Source organism: Microlunatus aurantiacus, assembly GCF_039536605.1.
In the GTDB taxonomy this organism is placed as follows: Bacteria; Actinomycetota; Actinomycetes; order Propionibacteriales; family Propionibacteriaceae; genus Microlunatus; species Microlunatus aurantiacus.
Genome location: NZ_BAAAYX010000004.1, coordinates 267744 through 285882, shown reverse-complemented (window position 1 = coordinate 285882; position 18139 = coordinate 267744). Strand labels below are relative to the sequence as shown.

Below are 18139 nucleotides of genomic sequence, written 5' to 3'. Positions count from 1 at the left end.
CGATGAAGTAAGGACGTCTCCTCTCATGGTCAAGCAGCGTTCCTCCGCCTCGATGTGGCGGTTGCGCGGCTATCTGCTGCCCTACCGCGCGCGGTTCATCGTCATGTTCATCCTGGCGGGGATCGGTGTCGGAGCGTCCATCGTCATCCCGCTGGTGACCAAGGCGGTGATCGACGGCCCGATCGCCGAGGCCGACTCCCGCGGGCTGCTGAGCCTGGGGCTGTTCGCCATCGCGCTCGGGGTCGTCGAGGCCGTGCTGATGTTCCTGCGCCGCTGGATCGTGTCGAAGGGGACGAACGGGGTCGAGACCGGCATCCGGCTCGACCTGTACGAGAAGCTCCAGCGACTGCCGATGAGCTTCCACTCGCGCTGGCAGAGCGGTCAGCTGCTCAGCCGGATCATGAACGACCTGGCCACCGTGCGGCGCTTCCTCGGCTTCGGGCTGCTGTTCATCGTGGTGAACATCGTGCAGATCCTGGTGGTCACCGCCCTGCTGATCAACATGTACTGGCCGCTCGGCCTGGTGGTGCTCGCCTCGACCGTGCCCATCACCTGGATGTGCCTGCGGAACGAGCGGGAGTACACCCGTCTCTCCCGCAAGATCCAGGACCAGGTCGGCGACGTCGCCTCCACGGTGGAGGAGGGCGCGTACGGGCTCCGGGTGATCAAGTCGTTCGGTCGCGCCTCGCACATGTTCGACACCTTCGACGCTCGCAGCCGGACGCTCTACGACGTCTCCATGGAGCGGGTGCGGTTGAGCGCGAAGTTCTGGACGTTCCTCGAGGTGATCCCCAGCGCCACGCTGATCGTGGTGCTCGGCTTCGGCGCGGTCGCCGCCGGTCAGGGCCAGCTCACCCTCGGCTCGCTGGTCGCCTTCATCACCTTGATGCTGTCGCTGGTCTGGCCGGTGGCCGCCCTCGGGTTCCTGCTCGCCATGACCCAGGAGGCGTTCACCGCCGCCGACCGGATCATGGAGATCTTCGACGCCGAGGTGGAGATCGTGGACGGCACCGAGACCCTCGGGCGGGCCCAGGGTCGGGTGCGGTTCACCGACGTCGCGTTCCGCTACCCCGACTCGGCCGTGGACACGCTGCGCCACGTCAACCTGGAGATCGCACCGGGTGAGACGGTGGCCGTGGTCGGCACCACGGGCTCGGGGAAGACGATCCTCACCCAGCTGATCCCCCGGCTGTACGACGTCACCGCCGGTTCCATCAGCATCGACGGGGTCGACGTCCGGGACCTGCGGCTCGACGAGCTGCGCACCGTCGTCGCGACCGCCTTCGAGGACCCGACCCTGTTCTCCATGTCGGCACGGGAGAACCTCACGCTGGGTCGACCCGACGCCAGCGAGGCCGACATCGCCGAGGCGGTGGAGGTGGCCCAGGCCCAGTTCGTGTACGACCTGCCCTGGGGACTGGACACCCGGATCGGCGAGCAGGGCATGAGCCTGTCCGGCGGTCAGCGGCAGCGCCTGGCGCTGGCCCGGGCGGTGCTGTCCCGGCCGCGGGTGCTCGTGCTGGACGACACGCTGTCGGCCCTCGACATCCACACCGAGGCCCTGGTCGAGGAGGCCCTGCAGCGCGTGCTGGTCGGGGTCACCGGCCTGGTCGTCGCCCACCGCGCCTCCACGGTGCTGCTGGCCGACCGGGTGGCCATGCTCTCCGGTGGCACCCTGACCCACATCGGTACGCACGCCGAGCTGCTGGCCACCGTGCCGGAGTACCGCGAGCTGCTGTCCGCCGAGTACGCCGAGGAGGTGTCGGCATGACCGCCCTGGACCAGCACGAGAACCGACGTCGGGACGACCTCGACCGCGATCGTCGCGCGTCGGAGCGGACCGGTGTGGAGGAGTGGCGTGGAGTCGCCGCCGAGCACAACGACGAGATGGCCGACCGGGCGAGCGGCTTCCTCAAGAAGCGCAGCCGCGCCCTGCTGGTCGATCTGCTGCGCCCCTACCTGAAGGTCGTCTGGCTGCTGATCGCCGTCGTGGTGGTCGAGAACGCCGCCCGGCTGTCCATCCCCTGGCTGGTCCAGCGCGGCATCGACTTCGGCATCCCGCCGCTGCTCGCGGGCGGCAGCGGGACGGCGCTCTACGAGACCATCGGTCTGATGCTCGGCGCCCTGGTCGTGCAGACCATCAGCCGGGTCTACTTCCTGCGGGAGTCGGGTCGGGTGGGTCAGAAGGTGCTGCTGGAGCTGCGCCGGCGCCTCTTCGTCCACTTCCAGAAGCTCGACGTCAAGTTCCACGACCGCTACACCACCGGCCGGGTGGTGTCGCGGCTGACCAACGACATCGACGCCATCATGGAGCTGCTGGCCGGTGGCTTCGACGGCCTGGTCACCGCCGTGCTGACGATGGTCGGTGTCGGCGTGCTGCTGCTGACGATGGACTTCAAGCTCGGGGCGGTCTGTCTGATCGGCTTCCCGATCCTGATGCTGCTGGTGCGCTGGTTCTCCCGGGCCTCGTCCCTGACCTACCGTCGCGTGCGGGAGAGCTCGGCTCTGGTCATCGTCCAGTTCATCGAGACCATGACCGGGATCCGTGCGGTGCAGTCCTACCGTCGCGAGCCGCGCAACGCCGAGATCTTCTCCGGTGTCGCTCACCGCTACCAGGACGCCAACGTGAAGTCGTTCCGGCTGGTGGCGATCTTCATGCCCGGCGTCCGGCTGGTTGGCAACGTGACCATCGGCATCGTGCTGCTCTACGGCGGCTGGCGGGTGATGCAGGGCGAGATGACCGTCGGCGTCCTGACCGCGTTCCTGCTCTACCTGCGGATGTTCTTCGAGCCGATGCAGGAGATCAGTCAGTTCTACAACACCTTCCAGTCCGCCTCGGCGGCGCTGGAGAAGCTGTCCGGGGTGCTGGAGGAGGACCCGACGGTGCGTGAGCCGGAGCGGCCGGTGCCGTTGCCGCACGCGCGTGGCACCCTCCGCTTCGACGACGTGACGTTCTCCTACGTGCCCGAGCGGACCGTGCTGCCCGGGCTGGACCTGTGCATCCCGGCCGGCCAGACGGTCGCCCTGGTCGGCACCACCGGTGCGGGCAAGACGACGATCGCGAAGCTGATGTCGCGCTTCTACGACCCCACCGGGGGCGAGGTGCTGCTGGACGGGGTGGATCTGCGCCAGCTGCGGGACACCGATCTGCGTCGCGCCGTGGTGATGGTGACCCAGGAGAACTTCATGTTCGACGGGTCGATCGGCAGCAACATCGAGTTCGGCAAGCCAGGCGCCGGCCAGGCCGAGATCGAGCGGGCGGCCCGGGCCGTCGGGGCGCACGAGTTCATCGCCGAGCTGCCCGAGGGCTACGCCACCGACGTCGGCAAGCGCGGCGCCCGGTTGTCCGCCGGTCAGAAGCAGCTGGTCGCCTTCGCCCGCGCCTTCCTGGCCGATCCCGCGGTGCTGATCCTGGACGAGGCGACGTCGAGTCTCGACGTCCCGAGCGAGCGGCTGGTCCAACAGGCCCTGCGCACGATCCTGGCCGACCGGACGGCGGTGATCATCGCCCACCGGCTGTCCACCGTCGACATCGCCGACCGGGTGCTGGTGCTGGAGCACGGCCGGGTGATCGAGGACGGCACGCCGTCGGATCTGGTGGACGCCGACGACGGCCAGTACGCCTCGTTGCACCGGGCCTGGCGCGAGTCCCTGGCCTGACCGCCGCACACTGTCGGCCCGACCGCCGCGCCGTCTGCCTGACCGCCTCACACTGTCGGCCCGACCGCGCACACTGTCGGCCCGACCGGGCACCGGAGGGCGTCATTCCGCCCGGTGCCGGACGGCGTGCGGCGCTCGACGAGACGGTCGGGTCAGCTCGCGTCGGCGTAGCTGCCGACGCAGGAGACGTCCAGGGCGAACTCGACCGGGAACGTCCCGAACAGCAGCTGTCCGGCTCGGCGCGCCGCCGCTCGGACCGCGTCGACCACCTGGTCGGTCAGCTCGGTCGGGGTCTCCACGATCACCTCGTCGTGCAGGAAGAAGACCAACCGCGGCCGACGATCATCCTCCGGGGCGAGCTCGGCGAGCCGACGGCGCAGGTCGGCCAGCCAGCACAGGGCCCATTCGGCAGCGGTGCCCTGGACCACGAAGTTCCGGGTGAACCGACCCCACTCGCGAGCCTGGGTCCGCGCCACCCGCTGGTCGGCCGGACCCGCTTCCGCTGAACCGGCCCAGCGCTGCCGCTCCTGCCACGTCTCCGGCGGTGGCGGGGAGCTGCGACCCAGCCAGGTCGTCACCACCTCACCGCGCTCGCCTGCCCGCGCCGCCGTCTCCACCCAATCCGTGGCCGCCGGGTAGGTCCTCTGCAGGCGCGGCATCAACCGGCCGGCCTCACCGGAGGTCGCCCCGTACAGCGCCCCCAGCATCGCGACCTTCGCGTGCGCCCGGGTGTCGACCACGCCGTCGTCGACCAGCGCCTGGTAGAGGTCCCCCGCCCGGCTGGCGCGGGCCATCGCCTCGTCCGCGGCCACCGCCGCCAGGACGCGCGGCTCCAGCTGTGCGGCGTCGGCCACGACCAGCCGCCACCCGGTGCCGGCGACCACCGCCGACCTGATCTGCTTCGGCAGCTGCAACGCCCCACCGCCGCGGGTCGCCCATCGACCGGTCACCACGCCGCTCGGCACGTAGTCCGGTCGGAACCGCCCCTCGTGGACCCAGGTGCCCATCCACGCCCATCCGTTCGCCGTGAGCAGGCGGGCCAGCCGCTTGTACTCCAGCAGCGGTCCGATGACCGGATGGTCCAGCTGCGCGAGCTCCCCCTTGCGCGTCGTCTCCGCGGGGAGGCCCTGGGCGTGGAGCGCACGGAGCAGCTCCGGCGCCGAGTCCGGGTTCAGTCCCGGAGCCGACAGGCCGCCGCGGATCACGCCGACCAGCGCCTCGAGCTTCGCCGGCCGTCCACCGGACTGTGGCCGTGGGCCGAGCAGGGCGGTGAGCATCGTGTCGTGGGCCTGCACGTCGAACGGCAGGCCGACGTGCGTGAGCTCGGCGGCGAGGAGGGCGCCTACCGACTCGGCGGCCAGCAGCAGACGGAGCCGGCCGGCGTACGGCGAGGAGGTGACCGCCTCCTGCTGCCGGCCGAACTCGCGCGCGACCTCGTCCACGGCGAACCGACCACCCTCGACGGGCAGATCGAGCAGGCTGGGCTCGGTCCGGTCCAGGTCCACCGTGTCAGGACCCCAGCGCCGATCGTCCGCGGAGGCGAGCCGCTCGCTCACGTAGTGGGATCGGGCCAGGATGGTGTGGCACTGACGGAGGTCGTGCGCCCGGCGGACGCCGACCCCGGCCTGCAGCAGCTTCGGGTAGACCGCAGCCGTGTCCGCCCACACCCACCGTGGCTGCTCGGACTCCAGCTGACCCACCCGTCCGGCGAGCTCGTCCCAGCCCAGGGCCTGCGCCGACCCGAGTCGCCCGCCCGGCTCCAGCCGCGCCACGACGACGCCGACATCCTGGGGCGCCACGGCGATGTCCACCCAGCGAGGGTAGTGAGCCGGCCGACCCCCGCCCGTGAGCAGCGCTACGCGTGCTCGGCGACCTTCACCAGGGTCTTGCCGAAGTTCCTGCCCTCGAGCATGCCGATGAAGGCCTCGGGAGCGTGGTCCAGACCGTCGGTGATGTCCTCGCGGTACGCGACCTTCCCCTCGCGGACCCAGCCCCCCATGTCGTGCAGGAAGTCGTCGAACATCGCCGGCGCGAACTCGTTCTGGATGAAGCCCCGCAGGGTGAGCGACTTGTCCAGCACGGCCCGGAGCAGGGCCTGGGACCGGTCCGGGCGCGGAGGAAGACCGGTGAGGTTGTAGCTGGCGGCCAGTCCGCAGACGGGGACCCGCGCGAACGTGTTCAGACGCGGCAGGACAGCGTCCCAGACAGCGCCGCCGACGTTCTCGAAATAGATGTCGATGCCCTCCGGCGCAGCGTCCCGCAGCCGGCCGGCGAGATCGCCCTCGCGGTGGTCGAGCGCCACATCGAAACCGAGCTCGCGCAGGTGGTCGACCTTCCTCGCCCCGCCGGCGATCCCGATGGTCCGACAGCCCAGGATCCTGGCGATCTGACCGACGGTGGCTCCGACCGGACCCGTCGCGGCCGCCACCGCCAGGGTCTCACCGGCCGTCGGCTTCGCGATCTGCAGCAGGCCCGCGTAGGCCGTGAACCCGGGCATGCCGAGCACGCCGAGGGCGGTCGTGATCGGCGCCTGATCCGGGTCGAGGACCCGCACCGAGGAGGCCTTGGCGGTGCTGTAGCTCTGCCATCCACCGTAGGCCGAGACCACCTGCCCGGGATGGAGCGCCTCGGAGGCTGATTCCACCACCTCGGCGACCGTCCCTCCCACCATGACGTCACCCAGCTGCAGCGGTTCGGCGTAGGACTCGACGTCGGCCATCCGGCCGCGCATGTACGGGTCCAACGACAGGTAGAGGGTCTTCAGCACGACCTCGCCGGTCTCCGGTGGCCGCACGGCGTGGTCCTCGTGGGAGAAGTTCTCCGGCCTCGGTGCGCCCTCGGGACGCGACGCCAGACGGATCTGATGACTGACCAGCGACATGCGACTCCTTGCGTACGGCCGCCCGGGGGCTTCGCCGTCATCCTAGGGAGGCCGGCACAACCGCCCGTACGCCTCTACGGCCTCGGCCACCTCCGCCTGGTTCGTCGGGAAGCGTGATCGCTGGGTCCTCGGGCCCATGACGCGCGCTCGCGATCTCCCTAGAGTCCTCGGGGTGGGGAGTCGAGAGCGCGGTGCGGCGACGACCGAGTACGTGGGCGCACTGGCCGTCATGAGCGTGGTGGTGGCCGCCATCGTGCTGGCCGTCCAGGCGTTCCCGGTCGGCGCCTTCGTCGACGACACCCTCTGCTCGATCCGGCAGCTCGCTCCCTGCGCGACCTCGGCCGGAGCGGTCCCGGCCTCGAACCCTGGTGCCGATCCCGGCTCGGATCCGGCATCGAACCCGGGTTCCGACCCGAGCGCGGGCACCGGTGCCGACACCGGCGACCGGCGCGATCAGGAGGGTCAGACCCGGGACGATCGCCGCGGCCGGGGGTCGGACAAGGCGCCCGACGACACCTCCGTGGACGGGTCCGATCCAGGATCCGATCCGCTCGGTCCGGCGACCCCGGGCACCAGCGTCGAGGAGCCGGACCCGCCCGCCTGGCAGCCACCGGACGACGGCGCCGGCGAGTACGACTCGCAACGGGCCTGGCCCTGGGACCACGCCAAGAAGGTGGCGGTCGAGCTGGCCGCGAACGTGATGGCCGGAAAGTGGCCGGACGCGTCCCGGAACCTGTCGCACTACCTGGCCAACACCGGTGAACCGCTCGAGCAGGACGTCGACACGATCCTGGCCGATGTGCCGCCGTTCCAGGCCAAGGTGGACGAGGTGCGCACCTCACTGGGGGAGGACGCGGTCCTCCGGGCGCAGGAGGCCGGCGCCACCGGGCCGGTCACCTTCCCGGTGAACACCGCCTGGTCCGGCTTCTACATCACGCCCGAGATGAGCCAGAACTGGTTCTACGCGTTGGGTGGGGTGAGCTACAACCAGACCGGTCAGGTCACCGTCCACCCGCCGACCTCCCCGGGTGGACCGTGGCGCTACGAGGTCAGCACCCGGGTGAACCTGTACGACCAGTACAACTGGGACGGCGGCAAGTCGACCGACATCGGCCCGATCACCGTGACCGACGAAGAGCTGGCTCGTCTGCACCGCCAGGGTCTGGCGCGCGAGTACCGTAACCAGGGCCGCAGCGACACGACGACGACGACGGGAACGGTGCCAGGGTGAGACTGCTCCGGGCGATGGTGGCGGTGCTGGCACTGACCCTCGCGCTCGCGGCCTGCGACAGCGGGACGTCCCAGCCCTCGCCGCCGCCGACCAGCGGACCGCCGATGGACTCGGTCGAGGCCTTCCAGGCGTTCTCGGGGCTCACCATCCCGGCCACGGCCGAGGACGTCACGGTGCGCGTGGTCGGGACGAGCGCGGGCCAGCCGGAGTATCTGGTCACCTTCAGCGCACCCAGCACTGCTCTCGACGACTTCGCCGTCTCCGGCGGGATGCAACGGCCGTTGCGGGTGATCACCATCCCGGAGAGCGTCCGGGAGCGGTTCGACTACCGGGGCGACTCCTCGACCGGCGCCGCGGTGGCCGAAGCGAGTCTGCCCGCTGACGGCAGCATCCAGCGGCTGCTGCTCGCGATCGGCACCAAGACGCCGACCTCGACGGTTCGCGTGTCGGCCTACAAGATGCCGGCCTGAGTCAGCTGACCTGACGGGGCGGATGGAGCTGTTCGATCCGGCCCGGACGGTCGGGCCACACGCGCCGGTGCAGGAGAGTGGCCAGGTCAGCCGAGCCAGGTCAGGACCTCGCTCACCGTGGCGACCTCAGCCGCCCCCGACGGCGCCGAGGGGCGGGCGACCACCACCACGCGAACCCCGAGGGCTCGCGCCACGTCCAGCTTCGCGGCGGTGTGGACACCGCCGGAGTCCTTGGTGACGAGCAGGTCCGCGCCGGACCCGCTCATCAGGGCCAGCTCGTCGGCGAAGGCGTACGGGCCTCGGGAGCGGAGGAGCCGCCAGCGCCGCGGCAGCGGGAAGTCCGGCGGATCGACCACGCGTACGGTCGCGTGCTTGTCGGCCCAGACGGCGAAGCGGTCCAGCGACTGCCGCCCGGTGGTGAGGAACGGGCGGCTCGACCCGGTGCCGGCGATGACGGCCTCGTCGACCGAGGCGACCCAGGTCCACCGGTCCGCGTCCGGGTGCTCTCGCCAACCCGGGCGCTGCAGTCTCAGCAGGCGGGTGCCGGTCCGGGTCGCGGCAGCCGCGGCGTTGGCCGAGATCGTCGCGGCGAACGGGTGGGTGGCGTCGACCACGGCGCCGACCTGCTCGTCGACCAGATAGGCGGCCAGGCCCTCCACCCCGGTCAGGCCCGCCACCGGGTTCAGGGAGGTGGTGCTGAAGCCACCCACCCGCACCTCGCCCAGCGGCAGCGCCGGGTCTCGGACCCGTCCGGCGAGTGAGCTGATCACCCGCCGCCCGTCCCCGACCAGCGCGGCGGCCAGGGCGCGTGCCTCCGCCGTGCCGCCCAGGACCAGCACGGCCGCGTGGTCCGGACGCGTCACCGTCAGGCCCGGGTCAGACGGATCGCGACGGCGACGACCAGGGCCGCGTCGGAGACCATGGTGGCCAGCCGGGTGGCGCGGGCGATGTCGCCGCCCTCCGGAGGCCGGCCGTCACCCAGGGTGCCCCGATCGGACACCTCGCCGCCGTAGGTGTTGCGGCCGCCCAGCTGCACCCCCAGCGCACCCGCGAACGCGGCTTCGACGACTCCCGCGTTGGGGCTCGGGTGGGCGCCGGCGTCCCGGCGGACGGCGTCCACCGCGTCCCGGGGGGAGCCTCCGACCCACGGTGCTCCCAGGGTGGCCAGTCCGGCGGACACCCGGGCGGGCACCCAGTTGGCCAGGTCGTCGAGGCGGGCGGAGGCCCAGCCGAACCGCTCGTAGCGCGGTGATCGGTGCCCGACCATCGCGTCCAGGGTGTTCACGGCCCGGTAGCCGAGCAGGCCGGGCAGCCCGGCGACAGCCCCCCACAGCAGTGGCGCGACCACGGCGTCGGAGCTGTTCTCGGCCACCGACTCGACCCCGGCCCGGGCCACCCCGGAGGCGTCCAGGGCGGTGGTGTCCCGCCCGACCAGGCGGGCCACCTGCCGCCGTGCGGCCGGCAGGTCCTCGGACCCGAGGTGGTCGGCCACGGCGTCGGCTTCCCGGACCAGCGACCGACCCCCGAGCACCACCCAGGTCGCCGCGGCGGTCAGCACCCCGGTGGCCAGCGGCCATCGTCGCGTGGCCCGCTCCAGCGCGGCGCCGGCGGCGACCGGCGCACCCACCGTGAGCACCGTGAACAGCACGCCGTGGGGACGGTCGTCGGCGTACAGCCGCTGCTCCAGCCGCCCGGCGGCCTGGCCGAAGCCGGCGACCGGGTGCCAGCGACGGGGATCGCCGAGCAGGCGGTCCAGGGCGTAGCCGGCGATCAGGCCACCGGCGGGGGCGAGTCGTCGGGTGGCGCGGGCGAGCGTGGACATCGGGAAACACGGTAGCGGGCCGCCCTGCTTGGGGCGCGGGTCGTGCGGGTGGAGCGGGGTCGGGCAGGATGGGCTGGTGAGTCGCCGCGTCCTGGTCACCGGTGGGGTCCGGTCCGGTAAGTCCGCGTACGCCGAGCGGCTGCTGGCCGGGCGAGCCGGGGTCACCTACCTGGCCACCGGGCCGGTGCCCGAGCCGCGGGCCGACCCGGACTGGGCCGCCCGGATCGAGGCCCACCGGGCCCGGCGGAGCCCGTTGGGCTGGACCACCGTGGAGACCCCGGACCCGGCCCGCGTGCTCCGGGCCGCCGACGGACCGGTGCTGCTGGACTGCCTCGGCACCTGGCTGACCGCCAGCCTGGACGAGCTGGAGGCCTGGGAGCGTCCCGCCGCGGCCTGGGAGCCGGCCTGGCAGGAGCGGTCCGCGGCCTTCGTCCGGGCCTGGCGGGAAGCCGACGTGGTCGGGGTGACCAACGAGGTGGGCTGGGGGGTCGTGTCGGAGCACCGGTCGGGTCGCCTGTTCGCCGATCTGCTCGGCCGCCTCAACCAGCAGGTCGCGGCGGCCAGTGACGAGGTCGTCCTGATGGTGATGGGCCGACCGGTCGTGCTCTGACCGGCGGCGGGTCAGGGGGCTTCGAGCGGGAACGTACGGTGTGGCCATGGCCCGCTCGCCCTTGCACCGCACGCCGACCATCCTCGAGCTCGACCTCACCCAGCCTCTGATCGACCCACTGCCCTCGGACCCGCTCGCCCCCTTGCGGCACCGCGGCCGCCGGCTGCTGCGCCCGACGATCAAGAACCTGCACCAGGCTGCCGCCGATCCCCAGGTGGTGGGTCTGGTGGCGAAGGTCGGCGGCCCGCTGAGCTGGTCGACGATGCACGAGCTACGCCGCGGTCTGCAGCCGTTCCTGGACGCCCGCAAGCCCACCGTCGCCTGGGCCGAGACCTTCCCCGACGGCGCGCTCGGCACCTGTGCGTACGTGCTCGCCTCGGGTTTCGACGAGATCTGGCTGCAGCCCGGCGGCGGCCTCGGCCTGCTCGGGGTGGCCGTGGAGACGACCTTCCTGCGGGGGGCCCTCGACAAGCTGGGGATCGAGCCCCAGATCGAGCAGCGCCACGAGTTCAAGAGCGCCGCCGACCGGCTCACCCGGACCGAGCTCACCCCGGCGCACCGGGAGTCGCTGGCCGCGCTCGCGGCCTCGATCTACGGCGACGCGGTGACCATGATCGCCGCCGGCCGCTCGCTGTCCGCCGAGCGGGTGCGCGCGCTGGTGGACACCGGTCCCCGGACCGCCGCCGAGGCGCTGGAGGCGCGGCTGGTGGACCGGCTGGGCTACCGCGACGAGGTGCTCACCGCTCTGCGCGAGCGGACGGACCCCGAGGCCGAGCTGCTGTTCGCCGATCGCTGGCGGCCCCGCCGCCAGCTCCGGCTCCCGGCCCGGCACCAGGCACACCTGGCGCTGGTCGAGGTCCGTGGTGGCATCGCCTCGGGCCGCAGCCGGTCCGGTCCGATGGGGGCCCAGGCCGGCAGCGACACCGTGGCCACCGAGCTGCGGGCCACGATCGCTGACGACCGGGTCCGGGGGGTCGTGCTGCGGGTCGACTCGCCCGGCGGGTCGGCGGTGGCCTCGGACGTGATCTGGCGGGAGGTGTGCCGGGTGCGGGAAGCCGGCAAGCCCGTCGTGGTCTCGATGGGGGATCTGGCCGCCTCCGGCGGCTACTACGTCGCCTGTCCGGCCGACCGGATCGTGGCCCTGCCCAGCACCTTGACCGGCTCCATCGGGGTGCTCGGTGGCAAGTTCGTCACCGAGGAGCTGATGAGCCGACTGGGGCTCAGCACCGGAGCGGTCGAGCAGGGCGAGCGAGCCCGGATGTGGTCGGGTCGCCGGCCGTTCACCGACGCGGAGCGGGAGCGGCTGGACGCCGAGATGGATGCCATCTACGCCGATTTCGTGGCCAAGGTCGCCACCGGCCGCGGGCGCTCCGTGGCCGAGATCGAACCGTTGGCGCGGGGCCGGGTCTGGACCGGGCGGGATGCGTACGAGCGCGGGCTCGTCGACGAGCTCGGCGGTCTGCGCGATGCGGTGCGGACCGCACGACGCCTGGCCGAGCTGCCCGAGGACGCCCCGGTCGCCCCGGCCCTCCACCTCTCGCTCCCGGCCCGCTGGGTCCCGGCCCGCAGCAGCGACGACCCGCGCGCCCTGGTCGGTGCGGCGGTGCCGACCCTGACCGAGCTGACCGCCTCGCTGCCGGCCGGTGGCCTCCAGCTGCGGATGCCCGACCTGCGGGTGCGATGACCTCGCTGCCGGACGCGACCTCCCTGCACGCCGATGCCGTCGCGGTCCTGCAGACGTGGGCCGGCTCGGGGGTCAGCAAGGACCAGCAGAGTCTGGCCGAGGCTTATCTCGGGTTCCTCGCCGCGCGGTCCGACGCCGTCTGGCGGTCCTGCGAGCCGGGCCACCTCACGGCGAGCGCCCTGGTGCTGTCGGCCGACCGGTCGGCCACGCTGCTCACGCTCCACCCCCGGGTCGGGCAGTGGCTGCAGCTGGGCGGGCACTGCGAGCCGGGCGACCCGACGCTGCTGGCGGCAGCCTTGCGGGAGGCGACCGAGGAGTCCGGCATCGACGGGCTCGAGATCGACCCGGTGCCGGTCCGGCTCGACGTGCACGCCCTCACCTGCTCCTTGGGCAGGCCGACCCGGCACCTGGACGTGCAGTACCGTGCGTACGCCCCGCCGGACGCCACCGCCCGGATCACGGCTGAGTCCGATGACCTCGCCTGGCACCCGGTGGCTGCGCTGCCCGCGTCGGCTGATCGGTCCGTCCGGCTCCTGGTCGAGGCCTCGCTTCAAAGGTAACCCGTACGTTACGCTTTGTTGGTGGAGGTGTTCGAGGCGGTGGCTGACCCGGTCCGTCGCGAGATCCTGCTCGCTCTCGGTGGCGGCACCCTGAGCGCAGGGGAGATCGCCGGCCGGTTCGCGATCTCCCGGCCCGCGGTGAGCCGTCACCTCCGGGTGCTGCGGGAGTCCGGACTGGTGCGTGACGAGGCGAGCGGCCGCCGCCGGCTCTACCGGCTGGTTCCCGACGGCTTGGAGCCGCTCCGGTCCTGGCTGTCCGACCTGACCCCGTCGACGGCGTCGCCGTGGTCGGCGCGGCTCGACGCCCTGGAGACCGAGGTGCGTCGCACCCGCCGGGACCGACGCCGCTCCGAACCGCCAGCCGCCGACCCACCCCGGGCCGACCCGCCCGCGAGCGCCACCGACCACCCGGCACCCACCAAGGAGACAGCATGAGCCCGACACCCACCGGTGAGGTCCGACGCACCGCCGCGGGCCGTGACCTGGTCCTGACCCGCGAGCTGCCCGGTTCGCTCGAGGACGCCTGGGCCAGTCTGACCGAGTCGGAGCGCACCGGTCGCTGGTACGCGAGCTGGACCGGGGACGGCCGCGTCGGCGGCATCATCGAGCTGACGCTGGTCGCCGAGGAGGGCAGCCCGACCGCGCCGGCGACCATCGAGGTCTGCGAGCCACCGACCCGGCTGGCCCTCCGCACCGGCGACGCCGGGGGAAGCTGGTCGCTGGAGGTCCGGCTGGAGCCGCTCGGCCCCGACCGGACGCGGCTCACCTTCCTGCACCACCTCGCCGAGGGTGACCGCGCGCAGGAGCTCGGTCCGGGTTGGGAGTACTACCTGGACCGGCTGCTTTCCGCTGTCGGCCACCGGTCGATGCCTGACTTCGACGACTACTGGCCGTCCCTGGGCGCCGGGTACGCGGAGCAGGATCGGCTCGTCTCGGACGGTCAGCCGCCGGCGCACTGAGGCGCCGGTCCCTGCCGCTCCCGTGCGGGCGAGCTCGACGAGCTCCCGGTTCGGCCGTGGCGGGCTGGGTTCGGTCCGCGGAACGCGGGGCTACCAGCCGACGACGGGGCTGCGGCGCTCGATCAGGATCACGTCACGCCACTGCCCGGCCAACGGCCCGTACGCCATCTGACCCAGACGCCGGCGGACGCCGACGACGGCGAAGCCGGCTGCCTGGTGCAGGCGAAGACTGGGGGTGTTCTCCGGGAAGATGCCGGACTGGAGGGTCCAGATCCCGGCCGCCTCGGTGGAGGCGACGAGTGCGTCGAGGAGCAGACGCCCGACGCCACGGTTCCGGGCGACAGGGTCGACGTAGACCGAGTGCTCGACGACTCCGGCGTAGACGCAGCGCCCCGACACCGCTGAGGCAGCCGCCCAGCCCAGAACCCGATCCTCACGGCCGACGGCGACGAACCGCTGGTCCGGGAGCCGGTCGGTGTCGAACGCCTCCCAGCTGGGTGGTTCCGCCTCGAAGGTGGCCTGGCCGGTGGCGATCCCGGCGGCATGGATCGCCTCGACCTGCGGCCAGTGTCCGACCGTGAGCGGAGCGATCGACGCGGCGAGCTTCACGGGGTGATGAGGCGGGCCAGGTCGGTCAGGCTGGAGGGGATGAGCCGGTAGTAGGCCCAGCGGCCACGCTGCTCGCGGGACAGGATGCCGGCCTCGACCAGGATCTTCAGGTGGTGCGACACGGTCGGCTGCGACAGACCCACGGGTTCGGTCAGGTCGCACACGCACGCCTCCTGGTCCTCGTGCGCCGCGACCAGCGACACCAACCGGAGCCGGGTCGGGTCGGCGATCGCCTTCAACGAGCTGGCCAGGGTGTCGGCGTCGGCCGGGGTGATGACCTGACCGACGACCGGGGAGCAGCACTCGGTCAGCACCGGCAGCACGGTCGTGGTGGGCGGGCCGGTCACGGTCATGCGCATCAGCCTACGCGACCCATTGACATTTGTCGATGAGTTGTGTCTAGACTCTTCTCATCGACGACCGTCTATCGGTACGAAGGGGTGTGGTCAGGATGGCGGAGACGACGGATGAGCTGCGGGAGACAGTGCGGCGCCGCTACGCGGAAGCGGCGGTGACGGTGACCGCCGGCGGTTCGAGCTGCTGCGGTGACGAGGCGGCGACCACGCTGGAGCTGGACGACGTCTTCGGCTCGGCCCTCTACACCCAGCTCGACCGCAGCGACCTGCCCGTCGCAGCCGTCGCCGCGAGTCTGGGCTGCGGCAACCCGACCGCCGTCGCCGACCTCCACGAAGGCGAGCGGGTCCTCGACCTGGGCTCAGGCGGTGGCATCGACGTGCTGCTGTCCGCGAAGCGGGTCGGCGGCACAGGATTCGCGTACGGCGTCGACATGACGACCGAGATGCTGGACCTCGCCCGGGTGAACGCGGCCAAGGCGGGGGCGACGAACGTCGATTTCCTGCAGGGCACCATCGAGGACATCCCGTTGCCCGACGGTGCGGTGGATGTGGTGATCTCCAACTGCGTGATCAACCTGTCCACCGACAAGCCGGCCGTGCTCGCCGAGATGTTCCGGGTCCTGTCCCCCGGCGGGCGGATCGGCATCAGCGATGTCGTCGCCGAGGACCACCTCACCGCCGACCAGCGGGCCGAGCGGGGCGAGTACGTCGGCTGCATCGCCGGCGCCCTGTCCCACCGCGAGTACCTCGACGGCCTCGCCGCTGTGGGGTTCGCCGAGGCGACCGTCGAGTTCACCCACCCGGTCGCCGACCAGATGCACGGCGCGATCATCCGCGCCACCAAGCCGGCCGGCGGCACCCGGTCACGAGCGGCCGGCTGCTGCTCACCGGTCGACGCCTCGAGCTGCTGCGAGCCGGAAGCCAAGGTCGACTGCTGCCACACGAGCGACGCCACCGCCGGTCAGCCCGCCAGCTGCGGCTGCCGATGAGCCGCACCGACCACTCCCCGAAGGACACGCATGACTGAGTCCACGGCCACCACGGCCACCACGGCACCGGCCGAGACCGGGCCGGTGCTGCGCCGGCTGTCGATGCTCGACCGGTGGCTGCCGGCCTGGATCATCGGCGCCATGGTCCTCGGCCTGGTCCTTGGCCGGTTCATCCCCGGACTGGCCAGTGGGCTGGACGCGGTGACGATCGGATCGGTGTCGGTGCCGATCGCGATCGGCCTGCTCGTGATGATGTACCCGGTCCTGGCCAAGGTCCGCTACACCGACACCGGCCACGTCCTGACCGACAAACGCCTCATGATCACCTCCCTGGGCCTGAACTGGGTCGTGGCGCCAGCCCTCATGTTCGTGCTGGCGTGGGTGTTCCTGCCCGACCTGCCGGAGTACCGGACCGGGCTGATCATCGTCGGCCTGGCCCGCTGCATCGCCATGGTGCTGATCTGGAACGACCTGGCCTGCGGCGACCGCGAAGCCGCCGCCGTCCTGGTGGCGATCAACTCCGTCTTCCAGGTGATCGCGTTCGGCGCCCTCGGCTGGTTCTACCTGCAGACCCTGCCGTCCTGGCTCGGCCTGCCGACCACGTCGGCGGAGTTCTCCATCGTCACCATCACCGGCAGCGTGCTGGTGTTCCTCGGCATCCCGCTGCTGGCCGGGTTCCTCACCCGCACCATCGGGGAGAAGCGGCGAGGCCGGGACTGGTACGAGACCACGTTCCTGCCGAAGCTCGGTCCGTTCGCCCTCTACGGGCTGCTGTTCACCATCGTGATCCTGTTCGCCCTGCAAGGCCACACGATCGCCGAGCGGCCGCTGGACGTGGTCCGGATCGCGGTGCCGCTGCTGATCTACTTCGCCGTCACCTTCACCACCGGCATGGTCGCCGGCCGCCTCCTCGGGCTCGGCTACCCCCGCACCACCACCCTGGCGTTCACCGCCGCCGGGAACAACTTCGAGCTGGCCATCGCCGTCGCCATCGCCACCTTCGGGGTCACCTCCGGGCAGGCACTCGCCGGGGTGGTCGGACCCCTGATCGAGGTGCCGGTCCTCGTCGGGCTGGTCTACGTTGCCCTCTGGGCGCGGAAGTTCTACCCCGCCGGCCGCGGCGAGGTCCAGCCCGATCCGACGGTGGTGTCGTCATGACCCAGGTCCTGTTCGTCTGCGTGAAGAACGGCGGCAAGTCCCAGATGGCCGCCGGGCTGCTCACTCAGCTCCTCCGTGACCAGCACAGCGCCGGGATCGAGGTCGGTTCCGCCGGCACCGAGGCCGGCAGCAAGCTCAACGGGCTGTCGGTGCAGGTCCTGGCCGAGAGCGGCATCGACATCAGCGACCAGCACACCCGGCAGCTCACCCCTGAGCTGCAGCAGCAGGCGGACTGGGTGATCACCCTCGGCGCCGAAGCGCAGGTCGACCCGATCGCCGGACCCCGCTACGAGACCTGGGAGACCGACGAACCGTCCCTCCGCGGCATCGACGGCATCGAGCGGATGCGACTCGTCCGCGACGACACAGCCCGCCAGGTCGCCGACCTCCACACCCGCCTCACCACCCAGGACCCGACCTGACCCCAGGAACCGACCTGACCCCAGGAACCGACCTGACCCCAGGAACCGACCTGACCCCAGGAACCGACGTGGCCCAGCCCACCACCCTCGGCGCCGACGACGACGCCAGCCTGCGCCGCCGACGTGATCATCACCATGGGCTGTGGCGACACCTGCCCGTGTTCCCCGGCCGCCGCTACCTCGACTGGGACATCCCCGACCCCCACGGCGCCGACCTGGACACGGTCCGGGACGTTCGCGACCAGATCCAAGCCCACATCACCGCCCTGCTGCGTGACCTCGACATCCAGATCAGGAGAACCTCGCGATCATGACCACCACCAAGCCCTCGGTGCTGTTCGTCTGCGTCCACAACGCCGGCCGGTCCCAGATGGCCGCCGGCTACCTCACCCACCTCGCCGGGGACCGGATCGAGGTGCGCTCGGCCGGCTCACAGCCCGCGAACCAGATCAACCCGGTGGCCGCTGCGGCCATGGCCGAGGAAGGCATCGACATCACGGGGGAGCAGCCGAAGATCCTGACCACCGACGCCGTGCGGGCCTCCGACGTCGTGATCACCATGGGTTGCGGCGACACCTGCCCCTACTATCCCGGCAAGCGCTACGAGGACTGGGCGCTCGACGACCCCGCCGGCCAGGGCATCGACGCCGTCCGACCCATCCGGGACGACATCCGCCGTCGCATCGAGCACCTCATCTTCGAACTCAGCTGACCGGATCCGTCGTCGG

The 18139-nt window shown here is 72.0% G+C and carries 20 protein-coding genes; 14 read left to right on the top strand and 6 right to left on the bottom strand.

Translation table 11 applies throughout. The features are described from left to right. The first annotated feature begins 25 nt into the window (after positions 1–25). Together ABD714_RS09100 and ABD714_RS09095 are read left to right on the top strand one after the other, a co-directional pair. Positions 26–1771 carry an ABC transporter ATP-binding protein gene (locus ABD714_RS09100; protein ID WP_344812001.1) on the top strand — a complete coding sequence of 582 codons (1746 nt, stop codon included), beginning with the start codon at positions 26–28 and terminating at the stop codon, positions 1769–1771. Continuing rightward, a complete protein-coding gene (locus tag ABD714_RS09095) occupies positions 1768–3660 on the top strand; it encodes an ABC transporter ATP-binding protein (RefSeq protein WP_344812000.1) in 1893 nt (630 codons plus the stop codon). The genes ABD714_RS09100 and ABD714_RS09095 overlap by 4 nt, the downstream gene beginning before the upstream one ends. Positions 3661–3812: 152 nt before the next feature. On the opposite strand, the gene ABD714_RS09090 is transcribed toward ABD714_RS09095, so the two are convergent. Both ABD714_RS09090 and ABD714_RS09085 read right to left on the bottom strand, forming a co-directional pair. Continuing rightward, positions 3813–5471, bottom strand: a complete 1659-nt coding sequence (locus tag ABD714_RS09090) for a bifunctional 3'-5' exonuclease/DNA polymerase (RefSeq protein WP_344811999.1) — start codon at positions 5469–5471, stop codon at positions 3813–3815. Between the two features lie 44 nt (positions 5472–5515). Continuing rightward, entirely contained in the window at positions 5516–6541 is a 1026-nt protein-coding gene (locus ABD714_RS09085) for an NADP-dependent oxidoreductase (protein WP_344811998.1), read from the bottom strand. A 172-nt stretch (positions 6542–6713) separates the two neighbouring features. On the opposite strand from ABD714_RS09085, the gene ABD714_RS09080 reads away from it, so the two are divergent. Together ABD714_RS09080 and ABD714_RS09075 are read left to right on the top strand one after the other, a co-directional pair. Beyond that, the gene (locus ABD714_RS09080; RefSeq protein ID WP_344811997.1) at positions 6714–7772 is read left to right on the top strand and encodes a hypothetical protein; all 1059 of its coding nucleotides are present in this window, start codon (positions 6714–6716) and stop codon (positions 7770–7772) included. After that, the gene (locus tag ABD714_RS09075; protein WP_344811996.1) at positions 7769–8242 is read left to right on the top strand and encodes a hypothetical protein; all 474 of its coding nucleotides are present in this window, start codon (positions 7769–7771) and stop codon (positions 8240–8242) included. The genes ABD714_RS09080 and ABD714_RS09075 overlap by 4 nt, the downstream gene beginning before the upstream one ends. A gap of 86 nt (positions 8243–8328) precedes the next feature. Here the strand turns inward: ABD714_RS09075 and ABD714_RS09070 are convergent, their stop codons facing one another. Together ABD714_RS09070 and ABD714_RS09065 are read right to left on the bottom strand one after the other, a co-directional pair. Further along, positions 8329–9105, bottom strand: a complete 777-nt coding sequence (locus ABD714_RS09070; RefSeq protein ID WP_344811995.1) for a cobalt-precorrin-6A reductase — start codon at positions 9103–9105, stop codon at positions 8329–8331. A gap of 2 nt (positions 9106–9107) precedes the next feature. Further along, entirely contained in the window at positions 9108–10064 is a 957-nt protein-coding gene (locus ABD714_RS09065) for a cobalamin biosynthesis protein (protein WP_344811994.1), read from the bottom strand. Positions 10065–10140: 76 nt separating this feature from the next. On the opposite strand from ABD714_RS09065, the gene ABD714_RS09060 reads away from it, so the two are divergent. The 5 genes from ABD714_RS09060 to ABD714_RS09040 are packed head-to-tail and all read left to right on the top strand — an operon-like array spanning position 10141 to position 13877. Then, a complete protein-coding gene (locus ABD714_RS09060; protein ID WP_344811993.1) occupies positions 10141–10674 on the top strand; it encodes a bifunctional adenosylcobinamide kinase/adenosylcobinamide-phosphate guanylyltransferase in 534 nt (177 codons plus the stop codon). 46 nt (positions 10675–10720) lie between these two features. Further along, positions 10721–12358, top strand: a complete 1638-nt coding sequence (sppA, locus tag ABD714_RS09055; protein ID WP_344811992.1) for a signal peptide peptidase SppA — start codon at positions 10721–10723, stop codon at positions 12356–12358. After that, positions 12355–12918 carry an NUDIX hydrolase gene (locus ABD714_RS09050; protein WP_344811991.1) on the top strand — a complete coding sequence of 188 codons (564 nt, stop codon included), beginning with the start codon at positions 12355–12357 and terminating at the stop codon, positions 12916–12918. The genes sppA and ABD714_RS09050 overlap by 4 nt, the downstream gene beginning before the upstream one ends. Before the next feature lie 21 nt (positions 12919–12939). Next, the gene (locus tag ABD714_RS09045; protein WP_344811990.1) at positions 12940–13353 is read left to right on the top strand and encodes an ArsR/SmtB family transcription factor; all 414 of its coding nucleotides are present in this window, start codon (positions 12940–12942) and stop codon (positions 13351–13353) included. Continuing rightward, a complete protein-coding gene (locus tag ABD714_RS09040) occupies positions 13350–13877 on the top strand; it encodes an SRPBCC family protein (RefSeq protein ID WP_344811989.1) in 528 nt (175 codons plus the stop codon). Before ABD714_RS09045 ends, ABD714_RS09040 begins: the two co-directional genes overlap by 4 nt. 90 nt (positions 13878–13967) lie before the next feature. Here ABD714_RS09040 and ABD714_RS09035 read toward each other — a convergent pair whose 3' ends face one another. Further along, the gene (locus tag ABD714_RS09035) at positions 13968–14486 is read right to left on the bottom strand and encodes a GNAT family N-acetyltransferase (protein WP_344811988.1); all 519 of its coding nucleotides are present in this window, start codon (positions 14484–14486) and stop codon (positions 13968–13970) included. Then, positions 14483–14839 (bottom strand): ArsR/SmtB family transcription factor, encoded by a 357-nt coding sequence (locus ABD714_RS09030; protein ID WP_344811987.1) that lies wholly within the window; start codon positions 14837–14839, stop codon positions 14483–14485. The genes ABD714_RS09035 and ABD714_RS09030 overlap by 4 nt, the downstream gene beginning before the upstream one ends. 98 nt (positions 14840–14937) lie before the next feature. Between ABD714_RS09030 and arsM the strand changes: the two genes are divergently transcribed. The 5 genes from arsM (at position 14938) to ABD714_RS09005 (ending at position 18123) form a co-directional block, all read left to right on the top strand. Then, positions 14938–15831: an arsenite methyltransferase gene (gene arsM / locus ABD714_RS09025; protein WP_344811986.1), complete on the top strand. Its 894-nt coding sequence runs from the start codon at positions 14938–14940 to the stop codon at positions 15829–15831. Positions 15832–15861: 30 nt separating this feature from the next. Continuing rightward, positions 15862–16989 carry an ACR3 family arsenite efflux transporter gene (gene arsB, locus ABD714_RS09020; protein WP_344811985.1) on the top strand — a complete coding sequence of 376 codons (1128 nt, stop codon included), beginning with the start codon at positions 15862–15864 and terminating at the stop codon, positions 16987–16989. Next, complete coding sequence (locus ABD714_RS09015; protein ID WP_344811984.1) at positions 16986–17411, top strand: arsenate-mycothiol transferase ArsC; 426 nt, start codon at positions 16986–16988, stop codon at positions 17409–17411. The genes arsB and ABD714_RS09015 overlap by 4 nt, the downstream gene beginning before the upstream one ends. A 68-nt stretch (positions 17412–17479) precedes the next feature. Then, positions 17480–17725: a hypothetical protein gene (locus ABD714_RS09010; protein ID WP_344811983.1), complete on the top strand. Its 246-nt coding sequence runs from the start codon at positions 17480–17482 to the stop codon at positions 17723–17725. Then, on the top strand, positions 17722–18123 hold the full coding sequence (locus tag ABD714_RS09005) for an arsenate reductase ArsC (protein ID WP_344811982.1): 402 nt from the start codon (positions 17722–17724) through the stop codon (positions 18121–18123). Before ABD714_RS09010 ends, ABD714_RS09005 begins: the two co-directional genes overlap by 4 nt. The last annotated feature ends 16 nt before the right edge of the window (positions 18124–18139 follow it).